At 55.4% G+C, this 20,943-nt stretch carries 19 protein-coding genes; 13 read left to right on the forward strand and 6 right to left on the reverse strand.

All coding sequences use genetic code 11. The annotated features are described in order from the left end of the window. Positions 1 to 2: 2 nt before the first annotated feature. Positions 3 to 959, reverse strand: coding sequence for an aldo/keto reductase family protein (locus tag M4I36_RS12555; RefSeq protein WP_258112091.1), 957 nt, complete (start codon positions 957 to 959; stop codon positions 3 to 5). Positions 960 to 1,104: 145 nt separating this feature from the next. Here M4I36_RS12555 and M4I36_RS12560 point away from each other — a divergent pair, with 145 nt between their 5' ends. From M4I36_RS12560 to M4I36_RS12575, 4 genes are read left to right on the forward strand one after another with little or no spacing between them, the layout of a single operon-like run. Continuing rightward, a complete protein-coding gene (locus tag M4I36_RS12560; RefSeq protein ID WP_258112092.1) occupies positions 1,105 to 1,647 on the forward strand; it encodes a peptidylprolyl isomerase in 543 nt (180 codons plus the stop codon). An 18-nt stretch (positions 1,648 to 1,665) separates the two neighbouring features. Further along, positions 1,666 to 3,186, forward strand: coding sequence for a class I SAM-dependent methyltransferase (locus M4I36_RS12565; protein WP_258112093.1), 1,521 nt, complete (start codon positions 1,666 to 1,668; stop codon positions 3,184 to 3,186). After that, positions 3,183 to 4,133 carry an SDR family oxidoreductase gene (locus M4I36_RS12570; protein ID WP_258112094.1) on the forward strand — a complete coding sequence of 317 codons (951 nt, stop codon included), beginning with the start codon at positions 3,183 to 3,185 and terminating at the stop codon, positions 4,131 to 4,133. Before M4I36_RS12565 ends, M4I36_RS12570 begins: the two co-directional genes overlap by 4 nt. Positions 4,134 to 4,140: 7 nt before the next feature. After that, the gene (locus M4I36_RS12575) at positions 4,141 to 5,343 is read left to right on the forward strand and encodes an aminotransferase class V-fold PLP-dependent enzyme (protein ID WP_258112095.1); all 1,203 of its coding nucleotides are present in this window, start codon (positions 4,141 to 4,143) and stop codon (positions 5,341 to 5,343) included. A 94-nt stretch (positions 5,344 to 5,437) separates the two neighbouring features. Here M4I36_RS12575 and M4I36_RS12580 read toward each other — a convergent pair whose 3' ends face one another. Beyond that, complete coding sequence (locus M4I36_RS12580; RefSeq protein WP_258112096.1) at positions 5,438 to 6,424, reverse strand: SHOCT-like domain-containing protein; 987 nt, start codon at positions 6,422 to 6,424, stop codon at positions 5,438 to 5,440. Next, positions 6,421 to 6,804, reverse strand: coding sequence for a DUF2089 domain-containing protein (locus tag M4I36_RS12585; RefSeq protein WP_258112097.1), 384 nt, complete (start codon positions 6,802 to 6,804; stop codon positions 6,421 to 6,423). Before M4I36_RS12585 ends, M4I36_RS12580 begins: the two co-directional genes overlap by 4 nt. Before the next feature lie 261 nt (positions 6,805 to 7,065). Here M4I36_RS12585 and M4I36_RS12590 point away from each other — a divergent pair, with 261 nt between their 5' ends. Then, a complete protein-coding gene (locus M4I36_RS12590; protein ID WP_258112098.1) occupies positions 7,066 to 8,253 on the forward strand; it encodes a thiolase family protein in 1,188 nt (395 codons plus the stop codon). A gap of 24 nt (positions 8,254 to 8,277) precedes the next feature. Here the strand turns inward: M4I36_RS12590 and M4I36_RS12595 are convergent, their stop codons facing one another. After that, a complete protein-coding gene (locus M4I36_RS12595; RefSeq protein WP_258112099.1) occupies positions 8,278 to 9,879 on the reverse strand; it encodes a methyltransferase RsmF C-terminal domain-like protein in 1,602 nt (533 codons plus the stop codon). 136 nt (positions 9,880 to 10,015) lie between these two features. Here M4I36_RS12595 and queF point away from each other — a divergent pair, with 136 nt between their 5' ends. Then, complete coding sequence (queF, locus tag M4I36_RS12600; protein WP_258112100.1) at positions 10,016 to 10,378, forward strand: preQ(1) synthase; 363 nt, start codon at positions 10,016 to 10,018, stop codon at positions 10,376 to 10,378. Between the two features lie 97 nt (positions 10,379 to 10,475). Here queF and panD read toward each other — a convergent pair whose 3' ends face one another. Beyond that, entirely contained in the window at positions 10,476 to 10,889 is a 414-nt protein-coding gene (gene panD / locus M4I36_RS12605; protein ID WP_374986205.1) for an aspartate 1-decarboxylase, read from the reverse strand. Between the two features lie 97 nt (positions 10,890 to 10,986). Between panD and M4I36_RS12610 the strand changes: the two genes are divergently transcribed. The 6 genes from M4I36_RS12610 (at position 10,987) to M4I36_RS12635 (ending at position 17,809) form a co-directional block, all read left to right on the forward strand. Continuing rightward, a complete protein-coding gene (locus M4I36_RS12610; protein ID WP_258112101.1) occupies positions 10,987 to 12,081 on the forward strand; it encodes a YheC/YheD family endospore coat-associated protein in 1,095 nt (364 codons plus the stop codon). Positions 12,082 to 12,094: 13 nt separating this feature from the next. Beyond that, a complete protein-coding gene (locus M4I36_RS12615) occupies positions 12,095 to 14,101 on the forward strand; it encodes a hypothetical protein (RefSeq protein WP_258112102.1) in 2,007 nt (668 codons plus the stop codon). Next, entirely contained in the window at positions 14,098 to 15,039 is a 942-nt protein-coding gene (locus tag M4I36_RS12620) for an ABC transporter ATP-binding protein (protein WP_258112103.1), read from the forward strand. The genes M4I36_RS12615 and M4I36_RS12620 overlap by 4 nt, the downstream gene beginning before the upstream one ends. Continuing rightward, a complete protein-coding gene (locus M4I36_RS12625; RefSeq protein WP_258112104.1) occupies positions 15,029 to 15,865 on the forward strand; it encodes an ABC transporter permease in 837 nt (278 codons plus the stop codon). The genes M4I36_RS12620 and M4I36_RS12625 overlap by 11 nt, the downstream gene beginning before the upstream one ends. Before the next feature lie 122 nt (positions 15,866 to 15,987). Then, complete coding sequence (locus M4I36_RS12630) at positions 15,988 to 16,635, forward strand: hypothetical protein (RefSeq protein ID WP_258112105.1); 648 nt, start codon at positions 15,988 to 15,990, stop codon at positions 16,633 to 16,635. An 85-nt stretch (positions 16,636 to 16,720) separates the two neighbouring features. After that, the gene (locus tag M4I36_RS12635) at positions 16,721 to 17,809 is read left to right on the forward strand and encodes a sodium:calcium antiporter (protein WP_258112106.1); all 1,089 of its coding nucleotides are present in this window, start codon (positions 16,721 to 16,723) and stop codon (positions 17,807 to 17,809) included. Between the two features lie 80 nt (positions 17,810 to 17,889). Here M4I36_RS12635 and M4I36_RS12640 read toward each other — a convergent pair whose 3' ends face one another. Next, entirely contained in the window at positions 17,890 to 19,194 is a 1,305-nt protein-coding gene (locus M4I36_RS12640; protein WP_258112107.1) for a glutamate-1-semialdehyde 2,1-aminomutase, read from the reverse strand. A gap of 238 nt (positions 19,195 to 19,432) precedes the next feature. Between M4I36_RS12640 and selA the strand changes: the two genes are divergently transcribed. Continuing rightward, a complete protein-coding gene (selA, locus tag M4I36_RS12645; RefSeq protein WP_258112108.1) occupies positions 19,433 to 20,935 on the forward strand; it encodes an L-seryl-tRNA(Sec) selenium transferase in 1,503 nt (500 codons plus the stop codon). Positions 20,936 to 20,943 lie beyond the last annotated feature (8 nt).

A 20,943-nucleotide genomic window follows, 5' to 3' on the forward strand; every position in this document is an offset into this window, starting at 1 on the left:
CGTCAGGCGCTGAGAATCCGGTCGATTTTCTGGAGAATCTCTTCACTGAGTGCAACGCCGACACCTTTGACATTCTCGATAACCTGCTCTGGGCGCGAAGCACCAATCAGTGCTGAACTTACGCTCGGCAAGCGGAGGGTCCAGGCGATGGCGAGTTGCGACAGACTTAGGCCGACTTCAGACGCAACGTCCAGCAATCCTTCCACTTTTTTGAGCGTTGCTTCGTTCAAATAGCGTTCCACGAAGTGCTTGACACGTTCGGTATGGGCGCGTGAACCCTCCGGTATCGGCCGACCCAAGCGATATTTGCCGGTCAACACGCCTTGTGCGAGCGGCGAGAAGACAACCTGACCGATGCCCGCGTCGTCACAGATAGGAAGGACGGCGGTCTCAATGTAGCGCTGGAACATGTTATAGACAGGCTGGCTCGCGGCAATGGCGTGCAGGCCGAGTTGCTTCTGTAGAGAAGTCGCTGCCGCAATTTGATTCGCGGGCCACTCACTGATGCCAGCGTAGAGAATTTTGCCTGCTCGAACGAGATCGTCCAAGGCGCGCAAAGTCTCTTCCAAGTCGGTCTCGCTGTCGAATCGATGGCAATAGAAGATATCGAGATACTCTGTACCGAGCGACCGCAGGCTTTCGTCGACCTGCGCGAAGAGGTGCTTTCTGGACAGGCCGCGGTCGTTCGGACCCTCACCGACGGGCCAAAAAGCCTTTGAGGTCAACACATAGCTCTCGCGCCGATAAGGGCGAAGGGCTTCTCCAAGGACCACTTCCGCAGCGTGCGGTGTAGCGCCATAGACGTTTGCACAGTCAAAGTGGTTGATACCCAGCTCGTAGGCTTGCTTGACGCACGCCATCGAGGCTTCCCGTTCCGTCACTGTCCCGTATGTAAGCCAACTGCCAAGCGCAATCGCGGACACTTTCAGACCGCTCTTGCCAAGTCTGCGATATTCCATGTCAAAACACCTCCTCTGTCATTGTAGCGAAGCTCGGGGAGCTAGCGCAAACGACGGAAGCGCGCGGATTTTGCGCGGTGCTTGGGCATGTGGTAGTGTAGGCCATGGAAGCTTGAGGTATCTATGCCCAAGGAGGTCGAATAGCTTGGCAAAGAAGTACAGTGCTGCACCAGCGATGCAACTCCAAGAAGGGTCTCGGTATGAGGCCATTGTGAAAACAAATAAAGGAGAGTTCACCCTGGAGTTGTTCGCCAATCGCGTGCCGCAGACCGTGAACAACTTTGTCGCGCTCGCTCGCGATGGATTTTATGAAAATGTTCCGTTTCACCGAATCATTCAAGAGTTTATGATACAGACGGGCGACCCCACAGGGACAGGTGCGGGCAGCCCAGGTTATCGCTTTGCGGATGAATTGCCGCCCGTTGAACCGTACGCCCCGGGAGTGGTAGCGATGGCTAATGCCGGGCCGAATACCAACGGATCGCAATTTTTCATCTGCACCGGAAGCCAGTGTCAACATTTGAATCGGTCGCCCAACTACACGGTCTTTGGTCGGGTCATTCAAGGCATGGATGTCGTCCTTGCGATAGCCGCAACTCCTGTGGGCCGGTCTCGGTCGGGCGAGATGAGTGAGCCGAAGGAACCCGTGCAGATGAATACCGTCGAAATTGTACAGATGGACGCTTGACTCTGCGGAGGTGCCTCTGTGGACAAAGAGACTTGCATCGCAGACCTAGAGCGTATGCGAGCATCCGGCCTTTTTCTCGATCCGCTCTTGGCCCGCGGCATCTATCTCCAACTGGATGATGACTGTGTTCAGGCTGTGGACCGCTTTGTCCATCGTCTGGAGCTCCGCCACGTGCGCCTGCAAGCACTGGGTGACCATCTCGGTCAACTGCCATACTCCCCGTCTATCGCTTCGCGCTGCCTGCTTGAGGCGTTGGTCAGCACGGCTTGCCAGGTCGCGTATCACCGCTCTGGACAAGCTCGTCCAGAGCTCGAGGACATCCGCGTGGCGCACTCGCGCACCGCGGCCTGCCTCCTCGAACACGGGATGGCTTGCCTCTACAAATTATATTTTCTGATTGCAGGTTATGATTTACTGACGCCGCTTCACTATCATCGGCCAGTGTCCGAGGACGAATTTCTCCAAGGCGCCTGGCATCATCCGTATCCGCCGGACGGATTGGAACAATGCCTGATGATTGCGCTCGCGCACGGAAGCGTCCGCTACAAAGCGTCGTCAACCGAAAGGTTCGAGCGAACCATTCAATTGACTCGAATTGGACAGACGCGATACGAGTGGATGACGGAGGTGCTTAAGGAGTCTGGCTATTTGGAAGAACGGCTGGAGATGTCTCATACATATTTGTTCGATCACGCTTTAGACCTCGAAACTCTGTTTCATACGCTGGAGCCGAACTCGTTGCGATACTACCGAGAGTTTGTCGACTGGATGGATATTTCCGAAGGTTCACAACTTCTGGAGGTGCGTTGCGGAACAGGAACACTCACTTACGATGGCGAACTGTATCGGAAAGTGGGCGAACATGGACGAATCTGTGCTGTGGACGAGTCGGCTGGCCTACTGCAACAGGCAAACCGCAAGATTGCCGCAGTCGATGCTGCGGAGCACGTCCAGTTGTTTCGCGCTTCTGTCTTGCAATTGCCGTTTCAGGAAGGCGTCTTCGATGCGTGTCTTGGGGTTGCTGTTCTGCAGGGCGAACAGCCGCTTAGCGCGCTGGCGGAAATGGCTCGCGTCGTTATGCCCGGAGGCACGATTGGCTTGCTCGAGGCGCTGCACGTAAACGCCGTCACGACGGCGTTTCAAGACTGGTTTGGCCCACTCTTTGACGTCTTGAAGCGGCGCAATGAAAGCTATAAGATGAATATCTTGCCAACAGAGACGCAGGTGTTTCAGTGGCTCCATGAAGTCGGGCTACATCATTTTGAAACCAAGCGTGCCATGACGACATGGGTCTATGAAAGTGCGGAAGAGGTGGTGCAGTTGGCTCTGCGCGCCATTCCCTATCTGCAGCGAGAATTTTTGCGCCTGCCGTGGGATGACAGACGGTCCATCGCGCTTGAATTGATTGACCGTGGGCGTGATGTCTGCAGGCGCTGTTCACTCGCGGAACGAACACTGACGATACCCATGCTGTTTATCAAAGCGCGTCGTCCTGTGGGACGCTGGGATGCACGGAGACGAGGAGGAGCGGAAGAATGAAAGGAAGTCCTCGAGTCGCTTTTATCACGAGTGCCGCCAAGGGTCTTGGCCACGCCACCGTGCGCTGCCTCTTGGCGGCCGGCTACGATGTCTGTTTCACGTACGGACAGAGCCGCGCCGAAGCGGAGGCTCTGGTGACCGAGGGCGAGCAGAGGGGACGGCGTGTTTTCGCACAGTCAGTCGATTTAATGAACCGCGAGGCGACACTCGCTGCGGTCGATGGAGCTATGGAGCGGTTTGGACGAATCGATGTATTTGTCCATAACTTTGGACCGTATGTCTTTGAGCGCATTGCTTTAGCCGAGTATGATGACGAGCAGTGGGCGCGGATGATGACGGGCAACTTAGAAAACTTTTTTTGGATTTATCGCCGAGTCATATCAGGCATGCGGGAACGGGGGTTCGGGCGAATTGTGACCATGGGTTACGATGGTGCTGAAGTGGCCGCAGGTTGGCGCTTTCGAGCGCCGTATGCGGCGGCCAAGGCGGGCCTCGCTTCTTTGACGAAGTCGATTGCAAGGGAAGAGAGACAAAACGGGATTACCGCGAATATGGTCTGTCCTGGAGATGTCCGCGGAGACAACAAAGGTCGCTTGATTTCTGAGGTCAAAAATCCGGACGATTTGTTGGGGAGACCACCCGTTGGAGAAGATGTCGCGCGTGTTATCGTCTTTCTCTGCGCCGAAGACAGTGGACAGGTGAACGGAACTGTGACCGAAGTGACAGGGGGATATGATATTCTCGCTTATGACGACGGAAAAGATGTCTTGGATGAGAACTGTCAGTATCGTGCGGGAGATACGGTTCATGTCATTCCCTGGGGCACCACGGCTCACGTGGTGGACGTGATTCAGGTCAAAAATCGCAACCTCATGTACGTTGTGCAAAATCGCCTTCAGCAGGGACAGTTTACCGCATATCAGTTGGCCCACCCACGAGGAGAGTGAAACACGTATGGCACATGCAGACACTCTGCGCCGTCTTTTTCCGGCAGTGCAGGACCAAGTCTATCTCAATACTGGCTCTTATGGTGCGTTGCCGACGACCACTGCCAGTGTCATGACGTCGACGCTAGAGGCGTTGCTTACGAACGGTCGTCTGCACCATTCTTATCTTGACTCGATTCGCGAAGTGCAAGAGAGCATTCGCGAATTGCTTGGTTCTCTGCTGCATGTGCCACCCGATTCCATTGCGCTGACAGAGAGCACAGGTCATGGACTAAACATTGTCCTTTGGGGCATTCCGTTTCAGCCAGGTGATGAGGTGATTGTCACAGACGTCGAACATGAAGCGGCATTGCTTCCTGTCTTTGTGCAGCGCGAGCGCCGCAGTGTCAGTGTTCGATTAGCGCGAGGGGGCAGAACCACCGAAGAGTGGTTGGCGTCGGTAGAACGCGTGATGTCGGCCCGAACGCGACTGCTGGTTGTGTCTCATGTTGCCCATGGGACTGGCCAGCGATTACCCATCGAGGCATTGACGAAGTTGGCGCATGACCGCGGAGTGTTGGTCATGGTGGATGGTGCGCAAGGTGCGGGCGTTGACCTGGTTGATTTAGAGGCGGTGGACTGTGACTTCTATGCGTTTCCCGGCTATAAGTGGCTGTGTGGTCCGGATGGAACGGGAGCACTTTACATCCGACCGGAACTACACTCGCTCCTCTTACAGACGTTTATCAGTGGCGCATCGCTGGTGTCCCATGACCCGGCCTACACGCTGTCCGGGACGTACTTGACAGCGCCGGGGGCGGCACGTCATGAGCATGCCCGAACGGACCTCGTCAAGTGGCGAGGACTACTCGAAAGCCTCAAGTTGCTACATGTTCAAGCCGGATTTGACTTTATGTCGGCGCGGATTCGTGGATTGACGGCGGAGGTATACGACGGTCTGCTGGAATATAGCGGAGTGGAAGTGACCACGCCGCGGGAAGCCCGCGCCGGACTCATTCACTTTCGGGTACGAGGCCAGCGAGACGTGACGGCATTAAAAAAATTGTTTACACGCCGCAATATTGACGTCAAGGCCTGCGTCGATACCGCGACGCTGCGCGTTTCACCGTCCTTTTACAACAACAGTGAAGACATCCGACGTTTTCTGAATGTGCTGGAAGAGGACTTGCAGCTAGCAAATCCGCCAAAACTTGAGGGGGCCTCGCCCTGATGAACGTTCACCTCAGAGTATTCAAGGTCGTGGTATGATTTGAAACAAGGGGTGGTGCGGCAGACCAGAGTCTGGAAAGCCGCACCGCGCACAGTCAGTCTTCGAGGTGAATGTTTCCGTTCTTTGTCTCGCAGTATACCTCGGTTCGCTCCGTGTCGACGGCTGTACCCAGAGACATAAACTGCGCGACATTCTTCATCTTACCGTCCGGAAACTCGGCGCTGAGCGCTGTCTCACTGATGTGAATGGTGCCACAGTCCGTTTTTGCTGTCCCGCGCAATGCAGCGACCGTCTTTAAACCCGTCACTTCGATGCGCCCATTTTTCGTGGTTAAATAGACACTCTCCGTCTGGTTCTCGATGCTCTTTCGCAGGTCGATCCGTCCATTCAACGTAGTGGCTCTGAGCTTGTGGACGCTACTCTGTTGTACTGTGATGTGTCCGTTTTGTGTGTCAATATCGAGCACGTTTGCGATGACGCCGTAGACGCTGACAGGTCCATTCTGGCTTTTGACCTCGACGCGGTCCATGGTTTGCGGGAGGTAGACGTCCACGTGGCACTCGCTCATCCAGTGTTTTCCACTCGTATCTGAAATACGCAGACTGTACGTACTGTCTGCTTCCGTTGTATCGATGCACTCGAGCAAGTATTCTTTCGGGTTGTCTCCCGCGGCCGTTCTCATCTGAGCTCGGATGTAGACACGAGCGTAGGATTTATCCCACGGCTGCAAATGGACGTTTCCATTGCTGACAAATAGCGCGATGTTTCGAACCGTCTGTGGTAATTCGATTTCGTGTGCTGTCGGGGTGGTCGGCTCGACACCTTTCCATACTCCCACTTGGGTTTCCATGCTGCGACGAACATCTGCGACCGTCTGAGCTACCATAGAGCTCAATTGATTCTTTACAGATTTCCACTCGTTGGCTGCACGATTCCAATGCGGACCGACTGGCGGAATGGGTGGTATGCGTCTCGCACTCGGAGATTCCAATGCACTGAGCAGACGGTGCGCCTCCTCCGCGGAAATTTTACCAGACTCGAGAAGTTCCAATACTTTCATGCGTTCGTCATGACCATTCATCGTTCGTTCTCCTTTCTTAATCGATGGAGCGCTTCTTCTACAGTCAGTTGCCCCGCTTCTAAAGATGTGAGAATTTCCATCGGCTCTGTGGTCTCAACGTCGGAACCTTCTTCGTCAGACAGTCCCATGTCGCGCAAAACTTGATTTAAGCGGGCGCGTACCGTTGGATAGGAAATACCGAGTTCTTTCTCCACTTCGCGAATATTGCCACGGCAGCGAAGAAACACTTCCACGAACTGTAGTTGCCGAGCTTGCAATTGCTGCAAGCCGCTCGCAACAAATTGTCCGCTCACCTTGGTGGAACACTCTGGACACGTCAATTCCGTCACGACCATTGCATGCTGGCAGGCGGGACACTGATGCGGCATGGGATAAGACATGGCCACACCTCCTCCGTGAAACTAAAGGCTATATTTACTTTGTTGACATCATCATAAACAAATTCAATGCCGAGATCAAACTATATCATACACTATTTTAAAGTTCCGCGAAGGTCGTGACTCACTTCTGACTCGACCGCGCCCCAGAAACCTGTCATAATGTCGACGAGGTGTGTGGCCAACGGTTACACCTATAGGACGGTAACCCAGGGAGTTTACGAAAGCCCCGCATGGGCTCGTCCGTGGAGGAGGATGAAGTGATTGACGGGAGAACCTGTTTTCTTAGTGGAAGGTGCACGCACGCCCTTTGGGTCCTTCGGAGGCCGATTGTCTGCTCGAACTGCGACGGAACTAGGAACCTACGCGGCGCGAGGAGCACTTTCGAAAGCGGGCGTGAGTTCCGATAAGGTCGACAATGTTGTTTTTGGTAATGTCATTCAGACCCATGACGGGTCCGCTTATATTGCCCGACACATTGCGCTCGATAGTGGGGTGTTGCAGGAAGTACCAGCACTGACGGTCAATCGACTCTGCGGTTCTGGCCTTCAGGCTGTGCTGTCGGCGGCACAAGATATTCAGCTTGGCGACAGTGACATTGCGCTCTGTGGGGGGGCTGAATCGATGAGCATGACGCCGTACTTGCTGCGCGGAGCGCGTTTTGGGATGCGCATGGGAGACGGTCGCGCCATCGATATGTTGAGTGAAGTTTTGACGGATTGCCGCGGTCATCTGCCCATGGGTATTACTGCTGAAAACTTGGCCATGGATTATGCCATCTCTCGAGAGGAGCAAGATGAGTTTGCTCTGTTGAGCCAAGTCCGCGCTGCTGCGGCATCGGCCAATGGCCGATGCCGCGAAGAAATTGTCGGCGTTCGCGTCATCGAAAAGCGTGACGAGGTATGGGTTGAAGAGGATGAGCACATTCGCAAGGATGTCACACCGGAGGGCCTGAAGAAGTTGCGTCCAGCGTTTCGTGCCGACGGTACCGTCACGGCGGGTAACGCATCGGGAATCAATGATGGAGCAGCGGCCGTCGTGCTCGCTTCCGGACGTGCCGTGGCATCGGGTGGGATGAAGCCGCTGGCGCAGTTACTTGGGTTTTCGGTCGCTGGGGTCGACCCGTCGCGGATGGGTATCGGTCCGGTACCTGCCATTCGCATGCTGCTGCAGAAAACCGGGCTGAGTCTGGACGAGATCGACCTATGGGAAGTGAACGAAGCCTTTGCGGCGCAGTACTTGGCCGTGGAAAAGGAACTAGGTCTTCCCCGCGACCGTACGAATGTCAACGGAGGCGCCATCGCCTTAGGGCATCCGGTGGGAGCAAGCGGTGCGCGGCTTTTGTTGACGTTAGCTTATGAATTGCGCCACCGGGGCTTGCGCAGAGGCATTGCTTCTCTGTGCATCGGCGGGGGTCAAGGCATTGCTGCCTTACTGGAAGTCTGCTCATGACGCGCCCAGGTGGGGACGCGGATCTCACTCAAGATGGTCTGTGCGCAAACCCTTCGGATAGAGATTGTTGATGCGGTCTGCAGTCACTTTGCCAAATCCGAGGGGCAGACAGTCGTTCCATGTCAACAGGGCGATGCCATTCGCTGCCCGGGCGTGGTTCGCGAGAGCGTTTCCGTGAAGATATTCGCGAGCGTCCGCGAGATTTAGAGGAATGTGTCTCGCTGCAGCGCCACAAGCCAACGCCCGGGCCAAAGCGTGGTGCGGCAGCAGACGTTGGTGACGATAGGTGGCGATTGGCAGGCCCTTGCGGAGAATCCGAATAGGGGCCTCTGGCTCGGGTAACTGGGGTGCGGTAAATGCTACGTCGCCCTGCCACACGACTCGGCTGAAGTCTTCGGTGAATGGAGTCGCGACCATCTCGTTCCAGAATTCTTTCCATGCGGTGGCGGGCACTGGCGGTGATGAGTGGACCGCCTGGGCCTTTTTGGGTTGCGGTTTTCTGCTTGGATGCTTTCGTGAGGCTTGTGCCAGACCGGTTTCACCGTGCCGAATTCGTGATGTGCGTGAATCGGGGATGGTCTCGGACGGCGGTGGCACGCGCAGTAAGGCGACGTAGTGGCCTTCGCCACGCGCTCGGTGCGGCCACAGACGCTGCGTGAAGCGGAGTTGTGGCAAGCCATTTGCAAAGTCTGGACGGCCCTCGGACCATCCTGGCAACGACAATGGAAGAATTTCCAGTTCGAATCGCTCCACCAACCATGTGACAACCTGTTCATTTTCTTCGGGGCTAAACGTGCAAGTGGAGTAGACGAGTCGAGAACCCGGGCGGAGAAGTTGGACCGCGCTTTCGAGAATTTCGAACTGACGTGCTTGACACGCCAAAGGGGCATCAGGATGCCATTCCTGCCTCGCCTCAAACGATTTCCGGAACATTCCTTCGCCACTGCACGGTGCATCGACCAACACTGCGTCGAAGAGACCTGACCAAGCGGTGGCTAACTCGGCTGGACTCGCTTGCGTAATGGTCGCTGGTATGCCGCACCGCTCCAGATTTTCCGCCAATGTGAGCACGCGAGTAGGGTGAATCTCGTTGCACACCAACGTCGCTCCGCCGGCCGCTGCTTGGCCCAGTGCGACCGATTTTCCGCCTGGTGCAGCGCACAAGTCAAGAATGGTTTCTCCGGGTTTCGGCGCGACGACAGCGGCCACCGCCATGGCAGATGGTTCTTGTAAGTAGATGCTGCCGATGTGGTGATAGACCGATTTGCCGAGTCGACTGTCTGGTGTGATGTAGTGGCCGTGAGGGTCCCACGGCACGGAATCGCCCAGTTGTTCCGCTAAATCTTCAGGCACGGGAACTTGCTCTTCCTGACATCCTATCCAGAAGGGACTGTGCGGTGGCCCACTGTGCGGCGTTCGTCGCGGCGGACATTGGTTATTGGATGCGCCTTCCGGCGCGGTGGGCAGCGGCGCGAGCAAAGAGGCGTGCGCACGATGGGTTTGAAACCGGAGTACGCGCACCGCGCGCGTGGCTGGTTCGTCCAAACTCTTTAGAAATTGTGGGAATTCCGAGTCGAGCTGCTGCTCCATTCTTCGCAAAAACTCTGCAGGGTAATCCACTTGCATCCTCCCGAAAATGGTTCCGTCGTGATTGTTCTGGCCATTGTTCTGGCCATTGGTGGTGCGTCTCGATGTTTCCAGCCTTGATAAGCGACATTCAGTTGTGCCCTCTTTTCCCTGCGTGTATGATGATGCCGGAGGGATGGACTTGTTGACACAGCCGAGTCGAGAATTAGTCGTGGTACCCAATCCCCATGCTGACCGCATCTACACGGTGGATATGGTGTGTTCGGAATTTACCACGTTGTGTCCGATGACGGGACAGCCGGATTTTGCAACGATTTATATTCAGTATCAACCAGGGCCGCACTTGGTGGAACTAAAATCGCTCAAATTGTATCTCTGGACTTTTCGCAATGAAGGGCATTATCACGAAGATGTCACGAATCTCATTTTGAATGACTTTGTTGCCGCAGCCAAGCCGAGATACGCACGAGTGATAGGCGATTTTCTGATCCGTGGGGGCATCAGCACCAAAGTCACTGTGGAATATCCTGAGCCGTAGTGTTGTCAAGGGACGAGGGCAGTCGAGCCCTCGTCCCTTGACCATAGTGATGCGGTTTTTCGCGCGCAACTCCGTCTTCGCCGAGAGACCACGCGGTTTATGGTTGGGCGTGCGAGCCGTCAACCTCTGACTCAGGGGGCCACGGATGGTGTTTTACAACCGATTGGATGTTGTTTTTTTCATCCACGAAGACAACCTTAGCCTCCAAGGAACTCCACTCGTCGTCGGAAATCCAGGCGGTGGACAGGACGATGATGGTGTCGCCGGGCTGGAAGTGGCGAGCTGGCGGTCCGTTTAGGCAGACCGTACCTGAGCCTACCGCACCGGGTAGAGCGTAGGTGTGCCATAGGGTTCCGTTTTGAAGATTGGTAATCTGGAGCATTTCGTGCGGGCGAATGTCGGCGGCCTCCATCAAAATTGGGTCAAGCGTAATCGACCCCATGTAGTTTAAATCAGCCTGCGTGACGGTGAGTCGATGCAGTTTTCCTTTGCAGACGTGTCTTAGCATCATGTGTTCCTCCTCTGGAATTGGTCGCCCCTCGAGGACGCACCTGCATAGCATAGAGTGCTTGCAGTGGCAGTGCTTAGAGAGATGAGGAGTGACGCACTTGAATCAACAAAAACAGACCATTGGCGTGGCCACCACAACCACGGTCAAAGACCGCGGGGGCACGGAACGGCCCGTCAGATATTACTGTGAAATGGCACAGCATGCAGAGCGCGCGGGATGGAGGTTGGCCATTTTCGACCCGTCTGACGTAAACTGGAAAAGCCAGCGCATGAGCGCATGGGTTCCAATCGCCAGCGACCGCGCCTTTGGACCGTGGCAACGTGAAGAACTTACTTTGCCTAGTGTAGTTTATGAGAATGTCTTTGTCCACCTGAACATTCAGGGCTATTCTCAGGCATTGAGACGAAATGCGCATCGTTTGGGGATCCCGCTCTTTAACCCGGCCCTACCCAACAAATGGAGACTGACGCAGTGGTTGCAGACAGGCGATCTTCGGGCGTTTCTACCGAGCACAGAGCGCCTGCAAAGCACGCATGGGGCGTTGGCTCATCTTGACGATTGGGGAGTTGCTTATGTCAAACCCATCGGAGGGTACGGCGGACGAGGCGTCGTGCAAATTTGCTCTCTGGGACATGGAGCGTATCGAATTGCCTGGGACCGTTCTCTTCACTCTGTGCAGAGGGTGCGCAAAACCGTCAATAAGGAGCAGTTGATGCGTTTTTTTGAACAGAAATTACGCACCCCTCATCTTGTTCAGCGCGGCATCCCGCTGCTCGAAGTAGGTGGCCGAAAAGTCGATTTTCGGGTTGTCGTGCAACGTGGAGCCAAGGGCCAGTGGCACTCGGTTGGAGTCGTTCCCAAACTGGCTGCAAGGCATGGCGTGGTGACCAATTTGGTGGCCGGAGGGGAGCGCTGCTCATTGGAGCAGTTGATCACCCGTGCTGCACTCGAGGGGAAGTCGGTTCCGGCGGGGGATGTGGAAAATGCGGCGCTCAGAATTGCAGACTTTATTACGCGCCGTTGTCCGGACGCGGGAGTTTTAGGATTTGACATGGGACTTGAAGACAACGGAGATATCTATATGATTGAGATGAATCCAAAGCCTGCTCGGAGTTTGTTAACTGCTTCCATGCGTCGAGAGTCGGCAAAGTACAGTACCGACTTTGCTCGCTGGTTGGCACATCATCACTGAGGAGATAAAGCGTTTGAAACCTGTGCTCGGTTTGAGAAAAATGGATGATGGAAGACTCGTCCGAAAACGGCTGAGACTATGGTTATCAGCGTTGGCTGGACTGCTTGTGCTGAGCGTATTTGGCATGACCATCGCCGAAGCTAAGCCACCCGCGGATGTGGTGACCCTCACGGCATCTGTTGGTTTCTCTGGATACTATGCGAATGAAGATTGGGTGCCAGTCACCTTGCACATTCAGCATCGAGGTCCCACGGTGCAAGGCGTGATTGCTGTTCAGGTCGATCACTCTATTGGCCAAGCTGATATCGCGTCAGGAAGTTTGCAGTGGCCAATTCGGTTGCCGCACAATGCAGGGTTGACCAAGCAAATCAGTCTCCCAGGTCTGATGGTGACGGGGGCTGACGTAACCATCTACGTCGGAGGTAATGCCGTCGCCACCACGACATTGTCCGGCAACGCTTTGGGACACGTAGCCTTGGTCGCGGTTATTTCTAATACATTACAAAAAGCCGCTTACCTCACGGGTAGCAGCGATGGTACCAATCCAGTACAGCCCGTGGCCGTGTCTGTCACGAATTTTCCCCAGTCCACGGGAGCACTTGGCGGTCTCCAAGCAGTCACGGCCACGCCGAGAGACTTGAGCCAACTGTCCGCTCAACAATCGACTGCACTGTTAACTTGGATTCGCTTTGGCGGCATTTTGGTCGTGACGGGAACTGGCCAAACTGAACCTACTTCAGTGTGGAGAGGCTACATGCCCATCTTGCCTGGGCCGCAAAAACGCCTGCCCGGGGCGGCCTTGAGCGCCTTCGCCAATGTCACGGATTCGCCTGGAGACATTGTTGTTTCGGCAAAGGGCTTGTCGAAACGGGCTGAGACGTTCGCAAGTGAAGGCAACACGCCTTTGATTGCCAGCATGCCCATCGATCGAGGGGTTATCTGGCAAACGTCCTTTTCCCCAAATCAAGGGAGTCTATTAGAGTGGTCGGGGAATCCGGCTATGTGGACAACCCTCCTACGCAACAGTTCTGGCCATGGGCGCAGTGCCTTAGTCCAGCCACTGAATCCGAGTGGCGTATTGACTCTCACTGCGGTGCGAGATGCGTTGTCACCTCTGCGCGTGCCGTCCTTGAAATTTTGGGCGCTGCTGTTTTTTGCCTACTTGCTGTTGATTGGCCCCGGTGTCTTCACGTTGCTGCGCAAATCGGGTCGTGCGACTCTAGCATGGGTGCTTTTGCCCACGCTGTCGGTTGTCGTGACGGTCCTCATATACTCGTTCGGATTGGCGGTGCGTCCACCGGGATTGCTGAGTGATGCCGTGGGTGTCCTGGAGTTAGCTGGGAATGGGACGGGGGAGTCGTACGGGGTTCAGGCGTTTATGTCGCCCTTCCGCGGAGGATTGACCTTTCGCATGCCTCCAGGCACGTTCGCGTTAACGCTCGATTCAAAAGGTGCTTCTGCCGACAAAGCGAATTTTATTGTACATCGGGCTACGGGAACTGTGGCGTCGTTTGGCACCGCTCCGCGCTGGAGCGTGCGGTATCTTTACGCGGTCAGTTCTCTGTCTGGTCAGGGGCGATTGCACTGTGAACTTTCATCCTCGTTTGGGCTGTTGATAGGAGAGGTGACCAACAGCACGCCATATCCGCTGCGTCACGTGTCGCTGTTTTGGCAAGACCGCATGTACACTCTGGGGAACCTCAATCCAGGCCAAACGGTCGAAGTCAACCGTTCCGTCGGACAAGCCCAGTCGTATCACAGTTGGTTGGCTGCTTACGGAGGGTACAATCACGACATCACACGCGGCATTGGCAGAAATCTCGCGGCTTTCGCGTCCACTGAGGGATGGCAGAATGACGAGGTGGGGGACAACGGTGCGATGTTGGTGGCCACGACGGATGCCCGTATTCCCACCCTTCCACCTGTTTCTGGGTCGCAAAAAATTGCTTCTTCGCAAAGCCTCGTGTTGGTGCGGGAGTTTACGGCGGTAGTCAACGATTCAGGGGGGCCGTTCGTATGATTTTCACGCAACATCTGACGAAGAAATATGGTCGCGTGACGGCAGTGGATCGGCTCAACTTGTCGATTCGCGAGGGGACTGTCTTTGGTATGGTTGGAGAGAATGGTGCGGGCAAGACGACCACCTTGTCGATGCTCTCAACGCTGTCCACGCCCACATCAGGCCATGCTGTCATCAATGGCTACGATGTTGTCAAAAACCCATCGGCGGTCCGTCACTCGATTGGATTTATGCCAGACAGTTTTGGCGTCTATGATGACTTGAGTGTCGACGAGTACCTGGAATTCTACGCCGACTGTTACGGGGTGGACAAGCGCGTTATCGCCACGCGTCGAAGTGACCTTTTGGAGCGAGTCGGGCTGTCCGACAAGCGGTCGACCTATGTCAATGCACTGTCACGGGGTATGCAACAGCGGCTTGAAATTGCCCGTTGTTTGATGCATGACCCTCCGGTCTTGATTTTAGACGAGCCGTCTTCTGGTCTAGACCCGCGCTCCCGCATGGACATGCGGGGGGTCTTGCGGGGCTTGCGGGAGGCAGGAAAAACGGTCATTATCTCGTCACACATTCTTCACGAGTTGGCGGAAATTGCCGATGAAATCGGCATTTTGCGGCGTGGAAAAGTGGCCGCTGTCGCTGCCGTCCAAGTGATGCTTCAACATTCTTCTTCGCAGCGGACTCTCTGGTTGGAATCGAGATCGGACCCGTCTCTGGTTGAGTCGGTGCTCGCAGCAGACGGACACGTGACTTCGATGGAGTTCCGCGACGGGGGTGTGGAATTCGTCTACATGGGGACGTACGAAGGGCAAAGCGAATTGCTTGCTGCTTTGGTGGCGGCAGGAGTAAAGCTGACGCAACTAACCGAGCGCGCGACCGATATTGAGGCGCTGTTTTTGCGTTTGACGTCCGAAGTGGGAGGGTCGTCTCATGATGCGTAATCCAATTTTGCTCAAAGAATTTCGCCAACGGATGCGCACTGTGCGAGCACCGATGGTGGTCACGGGATATGTGGCCAGTATGGCTGTACTGACTTTCTTGTTGTTGTACGAAAATGTGCAGGGCCAGTTGTATCTCATTCAGCCGTCGCGCAGTGAACAAGTCTTTTTTGTGCTGTCTCTGTTGCAAATGCTTGTCGTCGCCTTTTTGACGCCAGCCTTTTCTGCCGGTTCGATGAGTGGCGAACGTGAGCGGCGCACGTTGGCGGTTCTCCTGACCACCCCTCTGTCGCCATTTTCCATTTTATTTGGCAAAGTGCTTGCGTCAAGTGCGCTGCAATGCCTACTCTTGATGGCATCACTTCCACTCTACAGTCTGGTTTTCTTATTTGGCGGCGCTGTGCCTCAAGAGGTTGTTGCTGTGCTATTGTTTCAATTGTTCACCATTTTTATTGTGGCGACCATTTCTGTTATGTGGTCGACGATAGCGCTTCGCTCCGGTTGGAGCACGGTACTTTCTTATGCGACGGTATCGTTCATGATTTTGGTCACGGGCACCGTTGGATTAGGATTGCAGTCGTTGGCGAAAAATCCAGTAGACGGGTTTGCCGCTTCATGGGGACATACACTACTGTCACTGAATCCACTCTGGGTTGAGGCCGCATTGGAGAACGCGGTCCACGGCGGAACGCTTCCCTGGGTGACTTTTGCATTGTTTTATGTCATTATCGCACTTATTTTGACTCCGTTTTGCCTGTGGCGGCTTCGACCGCAATGGCTCAGACGCATCCCCGGCGCAACGCGAATGAATGAACGAAATTACCAGTAACAGACTTGGAATGCGCAGGGAGAAGTCAGCGTTTGGTGTTCGCCGGTTAGGGGTCTGAGAATGGATGGCAGAGAAAACTTTTTTGCATCCGCGTGCGCGTACGTGGTGAATGGGGGAGCCAAGTGCATTTAGGATTCTTTTATGTTGCTGGAGGGATAGTGGTCGTCGGTGCCCTGTGGATAGGAATGAATGTTGCTATTGTCTCGTCTCGCCGCCGGCGCACAGTGACTGGAGACACAATACCTTCGAAGCACGAGGCACAGACAGTGACAGTGCCTTCTTCGGCGCAGATGGAAGAGGCGGAGTCTGCGCCACTGCGCCCAAGTGGCAAAGCGGCGGAGCACCGTTCTGCGGCATCGTCTGCTTCAAGAGCGGAGCAGAGTACTTCCCGCGTGGCTTTGAAGCCAGCGTATCTGGCGCTGCATCCAGAATTCCATGCCGAGCCGTGGCGAGTCCGCTTGAATCATTTGCGGGAGACGAAAGGCGTTCTTGGCTGGGTCATTTTCCGAGACAATAAAGCACTGGCCGCTGATCGGTCTTACGAAGACGCGTTTCTCTCCACGCTTCGTCAGTACTATTTAGCTTCGCTGCATGTTCGCCGGGAGCTCGGTCTCGCTTGGATAGAGGAGGCAGGTGTGTTTGGCTCAGAAGGTGGCGTGCGGATTTTTGGCGGTGAGCAGGGAGCCTGGATTGCTGTCTTCGTCGAGCCTGGAGCACACCTGGAAGCTTGGCTTCATGATGACTGGAGGGCTCCGCTCCGTTTGCCGTGATGTGAGGTCTTGACACGAGCGATGGCATACTGGCGCTTACCTTGTCGTAGACATGAAGGACAGGTCTTCGACAGGGGTGAAAACATTGAGCACGGGCGTGGCAATTTTGTTCGCGTTGATGCTGATTTTGTTTGGGGCGGAGCTCTTTACGAACGCTGTCGAATGGCTCGGAGAATTGCTCGGTCTAGGTCAAGGTGCCATTGGGAGCGTGCTTGCCGCCATTGGGACCGCGTTACCCGAGACGGCCGTGCCAGCCACAGCCATCCTCTTTGGTACCAGTAAAGATGCAGAGAATATCGGGGTTGGTGGAATTCTCGGGGCTCCCTTTCTGCTTGCCACGATGGGTTCTCTCGTGATGGCCATGGCGCTGCTGCTAGCACGGAAACGCCCTTCCGGTCCCACGCTACAGCTGGGCAAATCGGGTTATGGGCGAGACATGAAATTCTTTCTCATAGCCTATGCTTTGGCCATGGCGGCTGGCTGTCTCGCGAATCGGCGAATCCATCATGTCGTGGCTCTTGCGTTGGTGGGTATCTATCTTCTCTTTGTCGTCGTTACTGTGCGGGACAAGTCTGACCTTGGCACCGTCGAGAAACCTCATCACCTCTACCTCTCGTCGGGCAACTCAGAGCGGCCACGTCCCATCTTGGTACTCCTTCAACTAGCCATGTCGCTTGGCATGATTATTGGCGGAGCGCACATTCTCACGGGAGCGGTCGAGCGTCTGTCCGGAAATTTACAGTTACCAGCATTTGTCGTTTCAGCGCTGCTCATCCCCCTCGCCACAGAACTCCCAGAAACGCTCAACAGTGTGGTCTGGATTCGCAAGTCGCGTGATTCTCTCGCTGTTGGCAATATCACGGGTGCGATGGTCTTTCAAAGTACGCTCGTGCCTGCGCTAGGCATCTGGCTCACACCATGGCAACTCACGCCGGATGCAATTCTCACAGGTACGCTCACCATCGCTGCAGCAGCCTTCACACTAGGCGTGGTTCAGCTCACTGGGCAACTCACACCGTCGATGCTCATCATGGCATCCACACTCTACTTTGTTCTTCCGATGATCTCGCTGTCTGCCGCCTCTGGCAAGGTGCTCTATGTTGCGATTTTTGCCGGAGTGATTCTCCTACTGCTCGTGCTCGCCAGCAGGTCGCGGCAGTGGCGCGCGACCTGACGCGTGGCAATCGTCCTCGAGGCGTGTGATTGGGGTTTCGAGCAGAGAATGCGACGCGCTGTGGCGTCCGTTTGTACCGTTCACTCGGTCATCGCTTGAAATGCCGAATCGACTGCCTCCAAAGTTTGCGCAATGTCCTCGTCAGTGTGAGCTGCAGAGACAAACCAAGCCTCGTACTTAGACGGGGCGATGAAGATGCCGCGGTTGATTAGCTCACGGAAGAATCGCGCAAAAGCCCCGCTGTCCGTCTGGACGGCATCGTCGTATTGACGTACCGACCCGCTTCCAAAAAAAACGGTGAACGCACCGCCGATCCGCTGAATGACCACGTTCTGTTGATGCTGTCGAGCGAGATGGTCGATGCCGTCTGCTAGCTCTTTGGCAAGTCGCTCCATGTGCTCGTACACCCCTGGCTGTCGAAGGACTTCTAAACAGGCCAATCCTGCTTTCATCGACAACGGATTGCCAGCCATCGTTCCAGCCTGATACGCGGGGCCAAGAGGTGAGACAAGTTCCATAACGTCGCGCCTCCCGCCATAGGCGCCGATTGGAAGACCTCCGCCGATAATTTTCCCCAGCGCAAATAAGTCCGGATGAACCTTGTAACGCTGTGCAGCCGTCCCGTAGTGAAAGCGAAAAGCCGTGATGACTTCGTCAAAAATGACAAGTGCAGAAGCAGCATGTGACATTTCAATCACTTGACCTAGATAAGTATCGTCTTTGGGAGCGACAATCCCGAAGTTTCCCACAATGGGTTCGACCAGCACGGCGGCGACTTCTTTGCCGTGAACGGACAGCGCACGCTCCAAGGCGTCCAGGTCGTTGAAGGGAACGGTGACAATGTCCGCCGCGATGTGCGCAGGAACGCCTGCGCTGTCTGGCACGCCGAGCGAAGACGGACCAGACCCCGCGGCCACCAACATGGCGTCGGAATGTCCGTGATAGCACCCCGCGAATTTTATGATTTTCGTTCTTCCGGTCGCTGCGCGAGCCACGCGAAGGGTCGTCATGACGGCCTCTGTTCCGGAATTGACAAAACGCAATCGCTCGAGGTCTGGAATGGCGGCCCGGAGCGTCTCTGCGAATTCAATCTCAGCAGGGCACGGAGTACCGTAGAGAATGCCGTGTTCGGTCGCCGCGCGAATAGCTTTCATAACGTACGGATGGGCGTGTCCGAGAACAGAAGGCCCGTATGCTGCCAGGTAGTCGATGTATTCATTGCCATCCACGTCTTCGAAGCGACTTCCGTAGCCCCTTTTCATCACAATCGGGGTTCCTCCACCGACCGATTTGAAGGAACGGGACGGGCTGTTGACTCCCCCTAAAATGCTTGCCTCTGCGCGCTGAAACCATAAGTGCGACTGTGTTCTTTCGCTCGTGTTCATGCCGTGCCACCCTTTCTCTCTCTTCGTCTGCTGAATGTACTATGCCAAAGCGTAGGAAGACAAGTCCAATGGATGAGGGCTCGCTTGGTAAGTTGAATGTACGACACTCGACTGCTTGGGACCAGTCGCAGCCGAGTCGCTCCAGTTTTTAAGTCGACTGTGCGCTTGCGGATGGTCTCTCATTTTCCTACAATGGGCAGGATAGAGACGATGTGCGGAGCGGAGGTGCCAGGCGACGGTGGACAAAACAGATGTATTGCGCCATTTGCCAGCGGTCCATCGCTTGCTCGCCGCAAAGGAAGCGAAAGTTTTGCTCGAAGAGTACCCATCGACCGTCGTGCGAATTGCCTTTGGGGAAGAATTGCAGCGCTTGCGGGAGTACATTTTGGCATTGGAGCCACAAGCAGACAGCGAGATCGACGAGAGGACTTCTGAACGGTCAGGACGTAACCATCTTGGGCCAGTGCCGCAGTGGGTGTCGTCTCAGATTGACATTCCCGCTATCGTTCAGCGCGTAGCCGAGCAATTGGCAAGAAAGTATGCTCCTTCGCTGCGCCCTGTGCTCAATCTGACGGGAGTCGTGATTCACACCAATCTCGGTCGGGCTCCACTGTCGGCGCGAGCGCTGCAATCTGTCGTCGAGGTTGCGCAGGGTTACAGTACGCTGGAATTTCAAGTGGAAGAAGGGGCTCGTTCCTCTCGGCATGTCCATGTCGAGCGGCGCATATGCGACATGACAGGCGCAGAAGCTGCTTTGGTGGTGAACAACAATGCGGCGGCCGTGTTCCTCGTGCTGCAAGAGATGGCCGAGGGCGGCGAAGCCATTGTCTCGAGAGGGCAATTGGTGGAAATAGGCGGCGCTTTTCGAGTGCCTGACATTATGGCACAAAGTGGAGTCGAGTTAGTGGAAGTAGGAACAACGAATAAAACACGGTTGAACGACTACGAGCGCGCCATGAGTGAGCGGACGCGTCTTTTGGTCCGCGTGCATACGAGCAACTTTCGCATTGTCGGTTTCACAGAAGAACCCGATTTAGTCTCTCTCGCTCAGTTGGCCCATCGCTACCAAATACCACTCTTTGAAGATTTGGGTAGCGGTGCCCTTTTCGACTACGCAGAGAGGGGGATTGGTGATGAGCCTACCGTTGCGGCCAGTATCGCCGCAGGAGTCGACATTGTGACTTTCAGCGGAGACAAGTTGTTGGGCGGAGCACAGGCTGGCATCGTGGTCGGTCGGCGGTCGTACATTGACCGGATGAAGAAACACCCTTTATTGCGCGCTCTGCGCCCGGACAAAATGACGCTGGCCGCCTTAGAAGCGACGCTCATCGATCACCAGCGCCCCCATCCGGAGACGGACATTCCGGTTCTGCGCATGCTGACGGAGAGCGTGGATGACTTGCTTCAACGTGCCAATGCCGTGATGGATTTGTTGGAGGAGCATCGGCAATGGCTGACAGCCCTTCACTTTGAGGTCTGTGAAAACACCGCCAAGGTCGGTGGTGGTGCTCTTCCCTTGGTCGAATTGCCATCCGTAGCGATTCGCATCGCTTCAGAAAAGGTGGGGGCGACAACTCTCTCGCGACTACTTCGAACTGTGCCGGACGTTCCCATCATTGCCCGCATTGAGGATGATGCAGTCTGGCTGGATGTACGCACCCTACTGCCAGGTCAGGAGTTTCTGCTTGCAAAGGGACTCGCAGATGTGGGCCAGTCCCTCGTCAGCAGGGAATTGACATGACCTATACG

The sequence above is a fragment of the Alicyclobacillus sp. SP_1 genome (assembly GCF_024706985.1).
In the GTDB taxonomy this organism is placed as follows: domain Bacteria; phylum Bacillota; class Bacilli; order Alicyclobacillales; family Alicyclobacillaceae; genus Alicyclobacillus_I.